At 41.8% G+C, this 17224-nt stretch carries 12 protein-coding genes, 1 pseudogene and 1 riboswitch; of the genes and pseudogenes, 8 read left to right on the forward strand and 5 right to left on the reverse strand.

The window, feature by feature from the left end:
* Positions 1 to 8 precede the first annotated feature (8 nt).
* A complete protein-coding gene (ade, locus tag LF822_RS13685) occupies positions 9 to 1790 on the reverse strand; it encodes an adenine deaminase (RefSeq protein WP_253924627.1) in 1782 nt (593 codons plus the stop codon).
* 120 nt (positions 1791 to 1910) lie between these two features.
* Positions 1911 to 2012: riboswitch (purine riboswitch) on the reverse strand.
* A gap of 139 nt (positions 2013 to 2151) precedes the next feature.
* Here ade and LF822_RS13690 point away from each other — a divergent pair.
* From LF822_RS13690 to LF822_RS23245, 8 genes and pseudogenes are all read left to right on the forward strand, one after another.
* Complete coding sequence (locus LF822_RS13690) at positions 2152 to 3117, forward strand: ABC transporter substrate-binding protein (RefSeq protein WP_253924628.1); 966 nt, start codon at positions 2152 to 2154, stop codon at positions 3115 to 3117.
* Positions 3118 to 3193: 76 nt separating this feature from the next.
* Positions 3194 to 3799 carry a class I SAM-dependent methyltransferase gene (locus LF822_RS13695; protein WP_253924629.1) on the forward strand — a complete coding sequence of 202 codons (606 nt, stop codon included), beginning with the start codon at positions 3194 to 3196 and terminating at the stop codon, positions 3797 to 3799.
* 164 nt (positions 3800 to 3963) lie between these two features.
* Complete coding sequence (locus LF822_RS13700) at positions 3964 to 4170, forward strand: hypothetical protein (RefSeq protein ID WP_253924630.1); 207 nt, start codon at positions 3964 to 3966, stop codon at positions 4168 to 4170.
* A gap of 71 nt (positions 4171 to 4241) precedes the next feature.
* On the forward strand, positions 4242 to 5231 hold the full coding sequence (locus tag LF822_RS13705; protein WP_253924631.1) for a LacI family DNA-binding transcriptional regulator: 990 nt from the start codon (positions 4242 to 4244) through the stop codon (positions 5229 to 5231).
* A 195-nt stretch (positions 5232 to 5426) separates the two neighbouring features.
* Positions 5427 to 6824 carry a sucrose-specific PTS transporter subunit IIBC gene (locus LF822_RS13710; RefSeq protein ID WP_253924632.1) on the forward strand — a complete coding sequence of 466 codons (1398 nt, stop codon included), beginning with the start codon at positions 5427 to 5429 and terminating at the stop codon, positions 6822 to 6824.
* Positions 6825 to 6892: 68 nt separating this feature from the next.
* Positions 6893 to 8323 (forward strand): sucrose-6-phosphate hydrolase, encoded by a 1431-nt coding sequence (locus LF822_RS13715; protein ID WP_253924633.1) that lies wholly within the window; start codon positions 6893 to 6895, stop codon positions 8321 to 8323.
* Positions 8324 to 8347: 24 nt separating this feature from the next.
* On the forward strand, positions 8348 to 9214 hold the full coding sequence (locus tag LF822_RS13720) for an ROK family protein (RefSeq protein WP_256522047.1): 867 nt from the start codon (positions 8348 to 8350) through the stop codon (positions 9212 to 9214).
* Between the two features lie 155 nt (positions 9215 to 9369).
* Positions 9370 to 9468: pseudogene (locus tag LF822_RS23245) on the forward strand (transposase); the annotation flags it as partial.
* 304 nt (positions 9469 to 9772) lie between these two features.
* Here the strand turns inward: LF822_RS23245 and manA are convergent.
* From manA to LF822_RS13745, 4 genes are all read right to left on the reverse strand, one after another.
* Entirely contained in the window at positions 9773 to 10729 is a 957-nt protein-coding gene (gene manA / locus LF822_RS13730) for a mannose-6-phosphate isomerase, class I (protein WP_253924634.1), read from the reverse strand.
* A gap of 72 nt (positions 10730 to 10801) precedes the next feature.
* A complete protein-coding gene (locus tag LF822_RS13735; RefSeq protein WP_371925925.1) occupies positions 10802 to 12478 on the reverse strand; it encodes a sugar phosphorylase in 1677 nt (558 codons plus the stop codon).
* Positions 12459 to 15110: a glycoside hydrolase family 38 N-terminal domain-containing protein gene (locus LF822_RS13740; protein WP_253924636.1), complete on the reverse strand. Its 2652-nt coding sequence runs from the start codon at positions 15108 to 15110 to the stop codon at positions 12459 to 12461. The genes LF822_RS13735 and LF822_RS13740 overlap by 20 nt, the downstream gene beginning before the upstream one ends.
* Positions 15111 to 15169: 59 nt before the next feature.
* Complete coding sequence (locus LF822_RS13745) at positions 15170 to 17137, reverse strand: fructose-specific PTS transporter subunit EIIC (RefSeq protein ID WP_253924637.1); 1968 nt, start codon at positions 17135 to 17137, stop codon at positions 15170 to 15172.
* Positions 17138 to 17224 lie beyond the last annotated feature (87 nt).

Below are 17224 nucleotides of genomic sequence, written 5' to 3' on the forward strand. Positions count from 1 at the left end.
TTGACCCACTATTTATTTTGGAGTTCTAATGTGATCAGCTCAAATTTATCAACATCAGCGATTCCCCGGTTCGTAATCCGGATACTTGGTATAACAGGAAGGGCAATTAATGAGAATGTCATAAAGGGGGCATTCATTCTACAGCCCAGCTCTTTCCATGCTTGGTCCAGTGCCTTTACTTGTGTATTTACGATATTAAGCGGCTGATCAGACATCAGGCCGGCAATAGGGAGGGGGACTTCTGCTAGTACTTTTCCGTTATTAACGACTATCATTCCCCCGCCGAGTTCAGCAAGCCTGTTTGCTGCGACAGCCATGTCCGTTTTGTCGACACCCATGACGAGCAGATTATGGCTGTCGTGCGCTACTGTAGAAGCTACTGCGCCTCTTTGAATATGGAAACCTTTAACAAAAGCGTTAGAAATTTGGCCTGAACTATGGTGACGGTCTACACAAGACAGGTGTATAATATCTTTTTCTAAATCCGGCTGTATTACATTTTCTTTTACTTTTAGTACTGCTTTAGCTTTTGAAGTACGAGCGTTGTTTTCTAAAGCTTCGATAACATGAACTGTTGTCTCTGATGAAGAATTACTAATCGCATGAAAATCCTCTGACAGTAAGGTACGCTCTAAATGAACTGAATCCTTTGCCTGCTCAGGGTATGTGTAAACAGGAAAGCTGGCATGATATTTTCCATTATCGTAAACCACTTCTCCCCCTGTTATAACGGTAGTTGGTTTCATATCTTCTAAATTATCGACGAATAAAAGGTCTGCCCATTTGCCGGGGGCAATACTGCCTAAAGTATCTCCATAATTAAAATAATTTGCAGCGTTAATAGTAGCCATTTGAATAGCTGTGATGGGGTCGATTCCTTCTCTGACTGCTTTTCTTACAACATAGTTGAGGTGGCCAAGTTCAGTTAAAGTTTGAGGGTAAACATCATCGGTCACAAGCGATAAATTCTCAGACGGCATATGATCCTTTGTGACAATGGGAGCCAGCTGCTCCACGTCCTGCCAGGCCGACCCTTCTCTAATCATTACATGCATTCCTAGTCTTAATTTTTCTAATGCCTGTTGACGTGTGACGGTTTCATGACAGGAAGTAACACCTGAAGCAACATAAGCTTGCAGCATTCCGGGATCCTCTGCAGGGATATGACCGGTTACAGTTTTTGCTGCATGAATCGTTGACTCAATTTCCTGAGCCATTTTTTCGTCTCCATTCACGACTCCAGGAAAGTTCATAACCTCCCCTAAACCTGCTACGTTATCCCATTTTAAAGCTTTTTCAATATCATCAGGAATAAGCTCGGCACCTGCGTCCTCTAAGGTATCTGCAGCTGGAACACAAGAAGGAACTGTAGTGAATACACGCAGAGGTAAGTTTTGCCCTTCTTCGTGCATCCATCGAACACCTTCAAGTCCAAACACGTTGGCAATTTCATGAGGGTCCATAAAAATAGAGGTTGTCCCTTGTTTAAGCGCAGCTTTAGCAAATTCAGTTACACTGAGCATTGTACTTTCCACATGCATGTGACCATCAATTAATCCAGGAGTTACAAACTTTCCATTTGCGTTAATTACATTAGTGTCTTCACCTATAAGGTGCCGGCAGTTCCCAATATAGGCTACAGCCCCCGACGTAATCGCTATGTCCTTTTTTTTAGTCAATTCTTTTGAATGAACATTTACTATTGTTCCATTCGTAATTACTGTATCTGCTTTTCTTTTACCTAATGCTGTTTCTGCTAAAAGTTTTCGCTGTGTACTTGTTATTTTCATATGAAAGTCTCCTTTTTAATTGCATCGTATTATTATCTCTGCTGCATTGTCGATGCTTCTAAAAGAAAAACACCCGAACGAAAAGTTCAGGTGCTGCATATTTTTCATAGGATGTATGTCACCCATTATGAAAAAGTATGTAGTCCAGCAATTTTCGGTTGCTGGGTAGAAACACCCGAGCCTTATTCTCAAGCCTATACATAAGTGGAACGTGGTGTAATTGTTATTCGATAGTATAGAAGAAACAAGGTTAACCGTCAATTTATATTGACAAGAAGATGGGGGAGAGGTAGGATGGTTTTAATTGATAATGAGAATCTTTATCAATTAAAACCAGTGTAATACTAAGGAGATATGTAGAATGAAAAATCTATTATTGGGTTTATTTCTTACTTTGTCTATTGTAATGATAGGCTGCAGCGAGTCAGAAGTGACAAATACTGATGAGAGAACAGTAACGATTGAAGATGGCATGGGAGAACAAATAATTGAAGGAACCCCGGAAAACGTCGTTGTCCTGGAATGGTCGTATGTAGAGCACTTACTTCCTTTAGATGTTGAACCTTTAGGAGTAGCTGATGTTGAAGGGTATAACCACTGGGTTAATGTGGGGGATCCGCTGAGGGAATCAACAGAGGATATTGGTACCCGATCAGAACCGAGCCTTGAAGCGATTGCCAGCTTGGAACCTGACCTCATTATAGGCGCAAAATATCGTCATGAAGGAATAATTGAAGAACTGGAAGAGATTGCCCCGACAGTTATGTTTTCTCCGTATTCAGAAGAAGGTGCTGAGGACCAATACGAACATTTACTTAACGAATTTGATTCGATGGCTGCTATCTTTGATAAACAAGAAGAAGCGGATGAAATGAAAGAGAAATTAGATACTACATATAAAGAACAGGCCGAACGTCTTGAAAGTGCAGGTTTTGATAATATTGAGGCAGTGGTAACACAAGCATTCTCGTCGCAGAATACACCAACAATGAGGCACTTTACAGACAACTCAGTGGTGGCTGGTGTACTTGAGGAATTAGGAATTCAGAATGCTGTAAAGACTGAAGAACCTGAAATTTATGGTTTTATTGAAACAACTGTAGAGACACTGCAAAACTATCAAAATGTACATTTCTTTTACTTAGTACAGGAAGATGACAATATATTTGACGATCAGCTTGCAGATAATCCTGCTTGGACAAATCTGGAGTTTGTTGAAGAAAATCGAACTTATAAGCTCCCGGGAGATATGGGGACGTTTGCTGGACCATTATCCGCTGAACGTCTGGCAATAGAATTGACGGATTCCCTAATAGACAGTAAATAAAATTATCCAACCTGTCAGGACTTTAGGTTATGAGTTATCTTCTTAGGGAAAACCTTTTATAAAGGAGTGATTGAAGGTGGGCAGACTATTTCCGGTAATCTATGACCTTATGATACGGCCTTTTGAAAACCAAAAATTGGCCAGCGTAAGAAAGGATTTAATAAATGAAGCAAAGGGACATGTTTTAGAGATTGGAGCAGGTACGGGATTGAACTTTCCCTACTACCGTAATAATTCTATAGTAGAGGCTGTTGAACCGAACGCTTCTATGGTGAATTTTGCTTTTAAAAAAGGGAGGGAAGCGGAACCTCAAATCAGATTTCATGAAGCAAAAGCAGAATCACTTCCATTTCCTGATGACTATTTTGACTCTGTAGCAGCCACTTTAGTATTTTGTACAATACCCGGCCCCAAAGCGGCTATTAAGGAAATCGAAAGAACAGCCAAACCTGGAAGCAAAGTACTTTTGTTTGAACATGTCAAAATGGAGGAGAAATGTAAAGCGGCAGTGCAGGAGAAAGTTACTCCCTTATGGAAGAGGATTTGCGATGGCTGTCATTTAGATCGAGACACCGTTCAATTAATAAAAGAATCCAGAATCGTTATTGATCAACTTGAATCCTATTACGGCGGACTGTTTGTGAAAATTGTAGGGCATCTTCCGTACGAGGAAAAAGCATAATAATGCAAATGTTCTCTTGCCTCTGAAAGTCAATTTATGAGAATAATTAGGATGAAAGTTCATTTTTATGAGATTTATCAAGAGATAATTTTCAAACTTCCGCATTAGAGACTTATCTTTCTACAGAGTATAGTAGGAGCAATATAAAGTAGGAGGATGAAGATATGAGCTATTTTGACCACGTAAGAAAAAAAGAATTGGAAGAAGTAATAGAAATTAAAGGAACCTGCTGGAAGTGTAAGGAACTAGTTGAAGAAAAAGATCTAGTAACGGTGACAGATGGGAAAACAAAATGGGTAGAACTATGCAGAGACTGTTTCGATTTCTATAAGGACTTCAAAAAATTCTCAAAGTTTGGAAAATCTGTATAATTATTACTAAGATAGACAATCAGCTCCTTTTCACCTAAAATGATTGTAGATTACGTAATGGAGGCGCGGATATGACAACGATTAATGATATTGCAAAAATGGCCAACGTTTCTCGCACAACGGTTTCCCGAGTATTGAATAATAATGGATATGTAAGTGAGGATGTGCGTAAACGCATTATGCAGATCGTTGAAGAAACAGGGTATATCCCCAGTCTATCCGCAAAGTCGCTCCGTACAAAGAAGTCGGGAGTTATCGGTGTTATCATCCCCCGCATTGATACAGAAACAGCAAGCCGCGTGGTGAGCGGAATTAATGAAGTAGTAGCGAAAGGTAATTTTCAGATTCTACTAACTGATACAGAGCTTGATAAACAAAAGGAGATTGAGTACATCCGCCTGCTTCAAAGCCGCCATGTGGATGGGATTATTTTACTTGCGACGAATGTGAATGATCAGCTTATTGCAACGATTAAAGATGTAGAACTGCCCTTTATATCACTGGGACAGGATCTGCCTGGAGTAACCTCTATATTATATGATGACTATCACGCGTCAGTCGATGTAACAAATATGCTTCTAAGTAAAGGGTACGAGAAGGTCGCTTTTATTGGAGTCAGTGAAGAGGACCCTTCAGTTGGCCGGCTAAGAAAAAAGGGGTACGTGGACGCTATGGCAAGCCGAGGTTACAATTTTGATGAATCCTGGATTGAAACAGGAGATTTTAGTATAGAGTCCGGTTATGAAGCTATGAAAAAAATTATTAAGAATTCCAGAGGAGAGCTGCCATCAGCAGTATTTGTGGTAACAGACCGTATGGCTATTGGCGCAATGGAATACTTAAGGGAACAGGGATATCGTATTCCTGAAGATATGGCTGTAGTTGGGATAGGAGCCTCGACCATGTCCCGATATGTAACTCCTTCTTTAACAACTGTAGATTATTTTAATAAAGAAGCGGGACATAGAGCCGCTGAACTGCTGATTCAGCAAATTAAGCAAAAAAAGGAAGCGGAAAAATTCGTGCAAACCTATAGACTTATAAAAAGAGATAGTGTATAGTAATAATCAGTAAATGACATGTAATCGATTACACAATAAACGCTCTTTTTTTTAAATCGATTTACAAGCGCTTACATTTTTTATGTGCAGTATGTAATCGATTCCTTATTTAAGTAAAAAGGATAGAAATTATTCAATACACTATTATTTTATTGTGTGTGTAATCGATTCCATATTAATAAAGGAGGAAAATTCATGGCGAGTAATAACGAAATTGCTAAGCAGGTCATTGAAGCAGTCGGCGGAGAAAGTAATATCCAATCGATTGCTCACTGTGCCACTAGATTAAGAGTGATGGTCCATGACCGGGAAAAAGTTGATGTGGACACTTTAGAAGAAATTGAAAAAGTAAAAGGTGCTTTTTATAACTCTGGGCAGTATCAAATAATTTTTGGTACTGGGACAGTCAACCAAATTTATCAGGCTGTTATGGAAGAGGGAGTCGAAGGTTCTTCAAAATCCGAGATGAAAGAGGAAGCGGCTAAACAGGGTACGGCTTTTCAAAGAGCAATCCGTACATTTGGCGATGTCTTTGTTCCAATTATCCCCGTCCTGGTAGCAACCGGACTGTTTATGGGTCTGCGCGGTTTACTCCTTCAGGAAACCTTTTTGGAATTCTTCGGGTTGACTCCGGATACAGTTCCTGAGAACGTGGTTCTCTTTACGCAGGTGCTCACTGATACAGCCTTCGTGTTTCTGCCTGCGCTGGTTGCCTGGTCCACGTTTAAAGTATTTGGCGGCACGCCTGTAATTGGTCTGGTGCTTGGTTTAATGCTCGTTTCACCTTCACTTCCCGATGCCTGGGCTGTTGCAGAAGGAAATGAAGATCCAATTTACTTCTTAGATTTCATTCCAATTGTGGGTTACCAGGGATCTGTTCTGCCTGCATTCTTTGCTGGATTGATTGGAGCGAAATTAGAGAAATGGTGTAGAAAACGCATTCCGGAAGCCTTGGATTTAATTCTTACTCCATTTATCGTATTGCTGGTAATGATTGCGTTGTCCTTGTTTATTATCGGACCTATTTTACACATTGCTGAAGATGGAATTTTCCAAACTATGCTGTTCCTTTTGGAGCTTCCGTTTGGACTGAGCGGTTTAATTATTGGGTTGTTCCACCAGATTATTGTAATCACTGGCGTCCACCACATCTTCAACTTCTTAGAGATTCAATTGTTTGAAAATCTAGGGTATAACCCTTTCAACCCGGTGATTACCGGAGCTATCGCAGCTCAGGGCGGAGCAGCGCTTGCTGTTGGTGTTAAGACCAGCTCAGCCAAGCTTAAAGCGATTGCTTACCCATCATCGCTGTCCGCTTTCTTAGGGATTACAGAGCCTGCGATTTTCGGTGTGAACTTACGCTATATGAAGCCTTTTGTTATGGGGTTGATCGGCGGAGGAGTGTCCGGCTTCCTCGCTTCGATCTTTAACTTACAGGCTACAGGACTTGCGATTACAGTTATTCCAGGATCTCTGCTTTATTTAAATGAACAGATCTTTGGTTACATTATTGTAAACCTTGTCGCAATCGGAACAGCTTTCGTGCTTACGTATTTGTTTGGGTTCAGTGATAAAATGCTTGATAGAAAATAGAATCATAATGCAAAAGGGACCTGGGATGACTGGGTCTCCTTTTGTTCAGTTAAGGAGATATGATTTGTATGAGTTATGATTGTGAATTACGTCAGCGGGCTGAACAAGCGGTTGATATGTATTTTGAAAATGTGAAACAGGATCCTTACTTTCCTGGTTATCACCTCGCCCCCCCTTCGGGCCTTCTAAATGATCCAAATGGTTGGATTCAGTGGAAAGGAAGGTACCACCTTTTCTTTCAATGGATGCCGTTTCATACGGGACATGGAGCTAAATTTTGGGGGCATTTTTCTTCCAGGGATCTTGTGAACTGGCGTTACGAACCTATAGCGCTTACACCAGCTGATTGGTTTGATAAAAGCGGCTGCTATTCAGGCAGCGCCGTAAATGCAGACGGGATGCTGAAAGTTTTTTATACAGGAAATGTAAAGGACGAGCAAGGAAACCGTGAAACTTATCAATGCTTAGCTGAGTCAGCGGATGGGTTTCATTTTGAAAAAAAAGGTGTAAAAGTAAGACTGCCTGAAGGCTACACCCCTCATTTTCGTGATCCGAAAGTATGGAAACATGAGGATCAATGGTATATGGTAATTGGTGCTCAAAAACTTGATAAAAAAGGGTGTGCCGTTTTATTGAAGTCTGCAGGTCTGGAAGATTGGACTTGCATAGGTGTACTCTCACATGCAAACGCAGAGCCACTCGAAAATTTAGGGTATATGTGGGAGTGTCCGGATCTTTTTTCACTGAATGAACGGGATGTACTCCTTTTCTCTCCCCAGGGGCTTGAAGCAGACGGGATCGATTATAATAATCACTATCAATCCGGCTATGTTATCGGCACGGTTGATTATGAAACAGCCGCCTATAAACATGGGAAGTTCTTAGAGCTGGACCGAGGTTTCGAATTCTATGCTCCCCAAACCACTCTAGACGACAATGGGAGGAGGATCCTAATCGGCTGGATGGGTGTGCCTGACCAAAATGAAGCTGAGCAGCCGACTGTTCCCAATGGATGGGTCCATCAAATGACGCTGCCGCGGAAATTAGAGTTAAGAAATGATAAAATCCTCCAGCATCCTTTAGATGAAATGAAGCTGTTAAGAATAGGCGAGGCTATAGACAGGCAGTTCGATAGAAAGTATCAAACATCAATCTCAAAAACTTCAGAAATAGATATTAACGGCGATATAGAAAGTTTAAATATCTTCGGTTATGCTGATTTGTATTTTAATCAAGCAGAAGGTGTGTTGACGCTTGAGAGACCAAGCTATGTAAATGGAATAAAAGAAACACGGAGCTGTTGTCTTCCATCGGGATTAAATCGACTTCATATATTTGTAGATCACTCATCGCTGGAGATTTTTGTAAATGATGGGGAAGAAGTATTCACTTCGAGAATGTTTGCTCCTAATGGGAACGATTCCTTAACAATAAATACAAATAAGTCTTCCCATGTTCAAATTTGGGACTTAAAAAATGATACAATACACATTAGATAATGAAATGGGATGGTGAGTGAGAGGATGATAATTGGTGCGATTGAAGCCGGTGGTACTAAATTTGTATGTGCTGTAGGGGATGAGCAGGGTAATATTTTTGAGAAACTAGTTATTCCAACTGAATCGCCTGAGATTACAATGCCAAAGGTGTACGATTTTTTTCAAGAAAAAAATATTGAGCGCATGGGCGTGGGAAGTTTCGGCCCTATTGATATTAATGAAAAAGGCGGAACGTATGGCCAGATTCAAAGGACACCTAAGATTGACTGGATCGACTTTCCTTTAGCAGGCGATATTGAGAAGAATCTTCAAGTGCCTGTGGTTGTGGATACAGACGTAAATGTAGCAGCTTTGTCTGAGTCGCGCTGGGGAAATGCAGTCGATGTTGATACTTGTCTGTATATTACAGTAGGTACAGGTATCGGTGCAGGAGCGATTGTGAATGGCGGTACACTGACCGGTCTATCCCACCCGGAAATGGGTCATATTGCTGTAAGGCGGCATAAGAAGGATACATTTGCTGGAGCCTGTCCATACCATAAGGATTGTTTAGAAGGGATGGCAGCAGGTCCGGCTATTGAGGAACGGTGGGGGAAAGCCGGGATAGAACTGGCTGAAGACCCACTCGTGTGGGAAGTAGAAGCTTATTACTTAGCCCAGGCACTTGTGAACTACATTTATATCCTTTCGCCTGAGCGTATTATTATGGGGGGAGGCGTCATGCAGCAAGAGCAGCTTTTTGATATGATTCGAGAAAATGTACTAGAAATGCTTAATGGGTATGTGAGCTCACCGAGACTTACGGAAGAGAACATTAATGAATATATTGTACCGCCGGGTTTGACAAATGAAGCGGGTGTGAAAGGTGCTTTAGGACTTGCGATACGATGATAACAATTAAAAAAATCAGGCTGTCGAGAAAGTCTCGACAGCCTGATTTTTTTGATTTCTTTTATTTTTCACCGCGTTTATTTGTTATCCTATTGATAAGAATCTGTTTAGGCCGTGGTCTTTTGTTTCAGTCCAGAAAAGAACGACAAAATGAAATGGAAATCGTAACGATTGAAGAGCTTGTTCCGGAAAATCACTTACTCCGTAAGATTGACCAATACATAGATTTCTCCTTTATCCTCGAAAAAGTTCGAGAGCAGGCGTTACTGACGGCTGCCTGCCAGAACATGAAAAAGATTGCCCTTCACCTAACCAAGGTGAGTTAGGTGAAGGAGAGTCTTTTTTGGTGAAGGGCGGTCAAATACCAGGAGACTCCTGCGGAAAAACGGGCGATCCGAGACCCCGCAGTGGGGTTTTCACGAGGAGGCTCGGGCGTTCGTCCGCGGAAAGCGAGTGGTATTTGTCCGCACGGGCGCACAAAAAAAGCTTGTAGTAAAACACAGTGTTTCTCTACAAGCTGAAACAGAAACGCACAGCAGGAATGCTGTGCGTTTCTGATTATTTATTTGATTTTGAAGTAATCATTTGAGCGCGGCCGCTGATTGTAAAGCTTTCAGTTGTTGCTGGAATGATAAAATGATCTCCTTTTTTAAATGAATATTCTTTATCATTAGTATGAAGGACTCCATCTCCATTAAGTACACTAACGAGTGTATATTTTTCCGGGTGCAGTTCATTGCTCGTACCATCTAAGTCCCAGTGGTGAACGGTAAAATATTCTTCTTCCACCAGCTTCTCAAATCGTAACCCCGCTTCTAAAAATGAATCTCTTGTCAATTCAGGATCCAGATGGGGGACCGCTGTAACATCCATGGAGCGGTCCAGGTGAAGTTCCCGCTTATTTCCATCAATTCCAACACGGTCGTAGTCGTATACACGATAGGTAATATCCGAGCTTTGCTGGGTTTCTAGAATTTGAATCCCTTCCCCAATTGCGTGAATTGTTCCGCTTGGTACATAAAAGAAGTCTCCAGGCTTAACTTTGATGCGGCGCAGTAACTGGTCCCAATTTTCACTTTTTACCATTGCTGCAAACTCGTCCTTACTTTTAGCATGGTGTCCGAAGATAATTTCAGATCCTTCTTCACAATCTATAACATACCAGCATTCCGTTTTGCCGTAGTTTTCTCCTTCGACTTCACGGGCGTAGGAATCATCAGGATGAACCTGGACAGAAAGGTCTTTTTTTGAATCAAGGATCTTAACTAGTAAAGGGAATTCTTCTCCCTTTTCATTTCCAAACAACTCACGGTGCTTCCTCCACGCATAATCCAGTGTTTTGCCTTTTAGCGGACCATTCATAATTACATTAGGACCATTTGCATGACCAGAGACCCCCCAGCATTCACCTGTTTCATCTGAAGGAATGTTATAGTTAAAAATGTCTTTGAGCTTTGTGCCGCCCCAAATACGTTCTTTAAATTCAGGCTTAAGAAAAATTGGTTCCTGATACATAATTGCTCCACACCTTTTTCGTCTGTATGTTAACTCTAACGGTCATTGTACCACATGTTTTAAGAAAGGGTCTCATCGTTTTAACCAAACAAATTCATATGCCCCTAATGTGACAGAGCCATCCTTACCCACAGGTCCGTGTAAGGTGTAACCATGAAAAGGCAGCTCGAATGAAAGATCATTTCTGGAAGTATTTACAGCAAAGAACACTTCATCCCCTGTGTTCTCATTTACCCTTTTTAACGCGAAAACACTTGGGGCAATATCGACTATTTCTTGGTCAGCATAAGGTGAAAAAGCAGGTTCCTGCTGTCTAATCTTGAGCATTTCTTTAAGACCATTGAAAATAGATGATCGCCGCTCATTCTCATAAAGCTCCTGCTTAATTTCGTTAAATTCCAGTTTCTCACGGTTAATCCGTCTTGCCATCCCTGAATTTTCAAAACCGCTTCTATCATTTTTTGAACCCAGTAAAGAATGGTAATATAAAGCGGGTACCCCAATAACAGAAAGTAGAATCGAGTGAGCTGCCAGCATTTTCTTTGTTTCATCTTCCCGGGTGATATCTTCTCCCTTATTAACTAAAGCCTCAGAGTAATTGATGTTAAGCTCGTATACGGACTGAGTACCATCTGGATTACTTTTATAAGACACCTCTCCGCCATTTCGTTTAGTTTGGTCGACGAGAAGCTGCCGGTCTTCCTCTGACAAAATCCCTTCCGTTGGCCGCATGCCAATCCCATCATGGCTTGCTAAAAAGTTAAAGTAGGTAGCTGAATCTGAAACTTTTTTAATTGATTTCGCCCAGTCGGTCAGTTTTTCAGCATTATGGGTGACCATACTGTACAAAACGAGAGGCGGCAGGCTGAACTGATAGACCATATTGGCTTCATCTGTTTGGTTACCGAAATAACTGATGTTTTCCTTGTGAGGCACATTGGTTTCCGTGATGATTTGTGTATTTGGCTTAAACGAATTCAGAATGGTGTGCCACAGTTTAATGATTTCATGGGCTTCCTCAAGGTGTATCGAAGTTGTGCCGGACTTTTTCCAAATGAATCCTATGGCGTCCAGCCGAATACTTGAAGCTCCTTGATACGCATATTCGAGTAAAATATCCGTCATTTCAACGAGTACAGGCACATGTTTGAAGTTTACATCGACTTGATCTTCACTAAAGGTCGTCCAGGCCGTTTTTCCTCCTTCATATTCATGGAATAAAGGCGAGGTTCGTGGGCGGACGACTTGACTTGCATCAAATCGTTCATCCTTTGGAATAAAGTAATGTGAATAGTCAGGTTCATTGTTTAAATAGTTTTCGAACCATTTGCTTGATTTCGACATGTGGTTGGCAACAAAGTCGAACATCATTCGAAAATCTTTTGAAAATGAACGAATGTCTGCCCATGACCCAAGCTCAGGGTTGACGGCCCGATAATCCGTGACTGAGAAGCCATCATCAGATGTGTAAGGGAACATGGGAAGCAGGTGAACATCAGTAATGACTTCACCAGCCTCTTCTTTTAAAAATTGATGCAGTACAGGGAGTGACGGCTCTCCTCTGCGATAAATACTGTCTCCGTAGGCAATGAGATATACATTTTTTTCTGTAGGAGCTTCTGCTGCCTTCCAGTCCGCATTATTCCATTTAGAGAGGATGGTTTCAAACTGTTGAAGATCCTGTTTTGATACCTCTCCGTATATTTTAGCTAAATGCCTGTTTATATGATTAATTAACTTCATTTTTATTCCCTCCAGCACACAGACGGATCGTTTGGAAGCTTTTGGCCTCGACAACTAACTCTCCTTCAGCTTCTTCTTTTAAGTTCACGGCCACAAGGTGGTCACTTGAACTTAAATCTAATGCACGCTTTACTTCGGTCGGATTATATACCCTTATAATTAAATCATCGTTGTCATGAGCTTTTTTTACAGTACTTACAAACAGGCCATCCTCGTAAAGTCCGGTGATGGATAGTTTGGCTGGCAGTTTGTTAATAGGGTACGGAATTTCAAAGCGGTCTAAACGTTCCTCGAACGTATTTAACTGCTGGTGCTGATACGTCACATACCGTTCTTTGTAGCGATCAGCGCTTTCAAATAATTCCTCCGCACGGAGCTCACTGCCTGAGAGCTGCAGTGCATATTCAAACGTCATTTCCCCCTGCATTTGAGCATCAGGAGTTGTTACTACTTTATTGTTAATGCCTGAAGCGCGTCCTGGGCGCCACATGAGGTCATCCCTGCCAAGCAGACCTACACTGCGGAATAGAGTTAATGCAATAGAGGATTTAACAATTTCATATTCCTTAATTCCCTTGGTGAAAGCTGCCAGGGAACCACGCTCACTCAGCAGGCCGGCAAACTGCTCCACTTTGTAAATCGGAACGGGTGCTTCTTTATATCCAAGTTCTCTCCAATTTACCATACGCTCGCTTACGACAGGACGTTGAATTAAACTGTACCCTTGATCTCCATACGACCATATTGGATTTGTGACAGGTGTTTTTACAAGTACTCTAAAACGATGATCTCTTACCGTGTTATTGAGAGTATGCTTCACCCGGATAAATTCCTCATCCTCACGCAGCTCAATTACTGTAGTAATAGATAAAGGTTGATCAGCCTGCCCCTGCTTACGGGCAGATAAGTCTATTGGCAGCAGGATGGTATGTCTCACGGTCAACCTGTGCACAGAATGAGAATGATCTACGGATAGAAGCTCTCCTTCTTTTGAGAAAACAGGCTGATCACCAGGAAGAGGAGAGTAATCATAGGAATCTCCAGCATCCGCTGTATCTTCAAATTGGATAAAGTCTTCAATTGTAGTGTTTGACGCTCGTTCGGTTAAAGAAAGCGAGCCGTTTGACCACTCTACGACATAATGACGATTGCCTATAGAATGATCCGGTCTTGAGCTTAGAATGTCGTTATTCCCCTGGCCTGTGACAAGCTTCCAAGTTGTATATCCCAGAGCAGGCACTTCTGAATGAGGAATATATACTTCCGAACGATAGTATCCAGGGATTTCAACCTCCTGATCTCCTTCAGCAGTTACTACAATTTTCTTGCCTCCACTCAAATAGTCTTGTTTCATAATTGAACACTTCAGAGCTTCCCCGTCTATGGAATGGATTCCAATGCCAGGTGAATTTGTGAAAAATACAGCTTTAATTCCGCCATTATATGGCTTGGGAGACGTGTTGAAAATTAAGGCAATATCAGGATCATTTACTTCATTTCGAACCGCCTCAGTAATTTGTTTTTTCAGAAGGTTCATAAGACCATCTGTCTGTCTTTTCACTTTAACAAGCCGCTGAACAATATCTTGATTGGTGTCATCAGAATTACAGCCGCCGATACTATCGTGAGCATGCACATCAAATAATTCCTTCCACATGAGATCCAGCCATTCCTGAGGATAACGCAGTCCCACACGTAATCCAATTGAAGCAAGCGGTTCTAGTTGATGAATAATTTTATGCTCTGCTTCGTCATTGAGTTTTTTAATATCATACCGCTGAGAGCCTATCGTGTTGTGAATTCTGGAACCTTCCGTACCAATCAGTTCTCCTTCAATTGTGTTAGAAAAAGAAGCGGCTTCCCACGTCTCGTTCATAAATGTTTCATAATCGGAAAGAATGTATTCGTAGCGGTCATCTTTTTCATTTAATTGCTTAATCGTTTGTGGAAAATGCTCACGGACGAGCACTTGATCACCACCAGCTGGAAGAAGCAGATTGTCCGAGTCTTGATTAACTTTTTCTAGTTTCTTAAGCATAGGCTGCAGTCGTCCATAGTGAAACTCATTCTCAGCATTCAGAAATTTTCCCGGCCCATAGCCGAGGGGGATGACGTTGGCTCTCACTTGACTGCCGTCAGGGGAGGACCATAGGAAATTTGTATTCCCGTCAAGCTCGTCCTTATAAATACCTCGTTGAAGAATAGCGTTTGTAATGCCGAACCCCTTAAAAATAGAAGGAAGGTACTGGTTCTGACCGAAAATGTCCGGGAGGTACCCTATGTTCATCGAGTGCCCCATCTCTTTGGCACCTTTTACACCGTACAATAAATTTCTTATGAGAGATTCTTTGTCTACAAGCAGGGAATCTGCCTGAGTATACCATGGCCCGACAAATAACCGCTTTGATTTAATCAGCTGACGAAGTCGTTCGACATTCATTGGCCGAACTTTTAAATATTCATCGACAACCGAAACTTGCGCGTCAAAAATATAGCCGTGATATTCTGAATTCTCTTCTAAAATGCGAATGAGATGATCAAGATTTTCGGCGAGTAATAAGTTTGAATCCTCTATTGTAAAATACCACTCCCTATCCCAGTGGGAATGAGGAACGACATATACACGTTTCTTTGACATGTAAGAAGCCTCCTTTAGCATGGAAGCCTGTCCACCTGCAGGGACAGGCTGATTTTGTGTTATTGAATCGTCATGCGTCCTTTCTTAATTAAAGCGTGGCGGATGAAAATATTAGAAAGGGCAATAAATAGAGAGCCCACGGCTAAGCCAATCAAGTAAGCCCAAATATTTTCAACCAGCGGCCATCCCCAGAAGGCTGGAAGAGGATACCATTGTATAGCTCCGAGTACAACAGCCGTAACAGAGCCTATAATCGCTCCAATAATGTTAATCGGGATCGTAATTAAAGGATTTCTGAGCATGAACGGAATCGCACCTTCACTAATAGCGATAAAGCCAAGTAAAATAGACGTGTTTCCTGCCACTCTAAGGTTCGCATCGAATACACGGCGTCCTACGACAAACCGGTCTAAAACCGTAGCCAGTCCAAGCCCGATCGGCGGGATCACAATGGCGAGTACTCGAGAAGTTAACGGGAAGATTTCATCAGCTGCAAGTCCAATCGCAATAGCTCCAGCTGCTTTGTTGACAGGGCCGCCTAAGTCAAAAGCGGTAGCAGACGCGATAATCGTCGATAGGACCACTTCACCAGACCCCTGCGCAGATTCGATGGTCACGCGTAAAAGCTCGTTCAAGCCGCCAAATACAGGGTCAACAATATAGAAGTTCAACAAGAAAATAGAGAGAACGCTAATAGCGGGAATAATTAGCATTGGCTTCATAGCTTGAAAGTTTTTATTCAATTTAATTTTTTCATTTAAAAATCTTGCAAGATACCCTGCCGTTAAACCAAGAATTAAAGCTCCTAAAAATCCTGAAGGAATCCCATCTTCAATCCCCCAATATTGATGGTGTACACCTGCGGCAAATAGTCCGCCGATAAAACCTGCAACAATCCCTACGCGGTCAGCCAGCGAATAAGCGGTAAAAGCAGCAAAAATAGGGTACATGAATTGGAATATTAAAAATCCGAATTTATCTAAGTGGTGCAAAATCACTAATAGTTCATTATCAGATGTAGCATAGCTCGTATCGTTAATTTCATTTACCAGGCCGAACGGAATCGCTCCAAGCTTAGCAATTCCCATCATGAGACCGGCTGCTACAATGACAGGAATCATATATGATATACCTGTAAGAATGGCCTGTCCCATTTCTGCGAGGATCCCTTGCTTTTTGTTCGGCGAGGAAGAGGTATTGGTTTCTTCACCGTTTCCTTCTACAATGCCGTCAGGGTTGTTTAAAACTTGTTCAATTAATTCTTCTCCACGCTCAAGCGGGGCTGCAACCCGGGTCTGAACGTATGGAAGTCCTTTAAAGCGATCCTTTCCTTTAGGTGAAATGTCTGTAGCAAAAACAACGGCATCGGCTTCTTTAATACGCTCAGCCGTATGTTCATCCTCAAGTCCGTTCGCTCCTTGTTTTTCTGAAAATACACGCACACCTTTTTGCTTACCGGCCTGCTCCATAGCTTCAGCCGCCATGTACGTGTGAGCGATTCCGGCAGCACAAGCCGTAACTACGAGAACAGTTTGATTGGTTTCTTGTACCGGTGTGTCGTCTGCGTCATCTTTCTGGTCAAGAGCCGTAAGAAATTCGTCTGAATTCTCAGCTGCCATCAACCGTTGGTAATAAGGCTTGTCCATTAATCGTGTGCTTAGTTCAGCTAATAAGTTTAAGTGTGTGGACCCAGCTTCTCCTTCAGGGATAGCTAGTAAGAAAACGAGCTCAACTTTGTTATCGGGATCAATGCTCTCCCAGTCATCAATTGAATTAGACAGCCTGGCTACAGCGAAACCAGCTTTTTTGACGGCTGCTGACTTTCCGTGAGGGATTGCAAGCCCTGCTTCAAAGCCGGTAGCTGATAATTTTTCTCTTGCTAAGACTTCATTATAAAAGTCGTCTATTGAATTTAAATAGCCTTCCTTATACAGCTGTTCAGTTAATTTCCAGATGACATTTTCTTTTCTTGTTTCCTGTAAATCAAACCGTACAAGTGACGGTTGTGTCATATGAGCTAAATTCATTCTTGTCACCCTTTCTATTCTTTGTAAGTGTTTTCATTGGCTTAATTCATTTGTATCATAGGTTGCACAGTTGTAGTTATACAGGAA

The organism is Halobacillus sp. A5 (assembly GCF_024189315.1).
Lineage (GTDB): Bacteria > Bacillota > Bacilli > Bacillales > Halobacillaceae > Halobacillus_A.

Coding starts and splice junctions, on each gene's coding strand:
- ade (WP_253924627.1), bottom strand. CDS start 1,790: ATGAAAATAACAAGTACACAGCGAAAACTTTTAGCAGAAACAGCATTA.
- LF822_RS13690 (WP_253924628.1), top strand. CDS start 2,152: ATGAAAAATCTATTATTGGGTTTATTTCTTACTTTGTCTATTGTAATG.
- LF822_RS13700 (WP_253924630.1), top strand. CDS start 3,964: ATGAGCTATTTTGACCACGTAAGAAAAAAAGAATTGGAAGAAGTAATA.
- LF822_RS13705 (WP_253924631.1), top strand. CDS start 4,242: ATGACAACGATTAATGATATTGCAAAAATGGCCAACGTTTCTCGCACA.
- LF822_RS13710 (WP_253924632.1), top strand. CDS start 5,427: ATGGCGAGTAATAACGAAATTGCTAAGCAGGTCATTGAAGCAGTCGGC.
- LF822_RS13715 (WP_253924633.1), top strand. CDS start 6,893: ATGAGTTATGATTGTGAATTACGTCAGCGGGCTGAACAAGCGGTTGAT.
- LF822_RS13720 (WP_256522047.1), top strand. CDS start 8,348: ATGATAATTGGTGCGATTGAAGCCGGTGGTACTAAATTTGTATGTGCT.
- manA (WP_253924634.1), bottom strand. CDS start 10,729: ATGTATCAGGAACCAATTTTTCTTAAGCCTGAATTTAAAGAACGTATT.
- LF822_RS13740 (WP_253924636.1), bottom strand. CDS start 15,110: ATGTCAAAGAAACGTGTATATGTCGTTCCTCATTCCCACTGGGATAGG.
- LF822_RS13745 (WP_253924637.1), bottom strand. CDS start 17,137: ATGAATTTAGCTCATATGACACAACCGTCACTTGTACGGTTTGATTTA.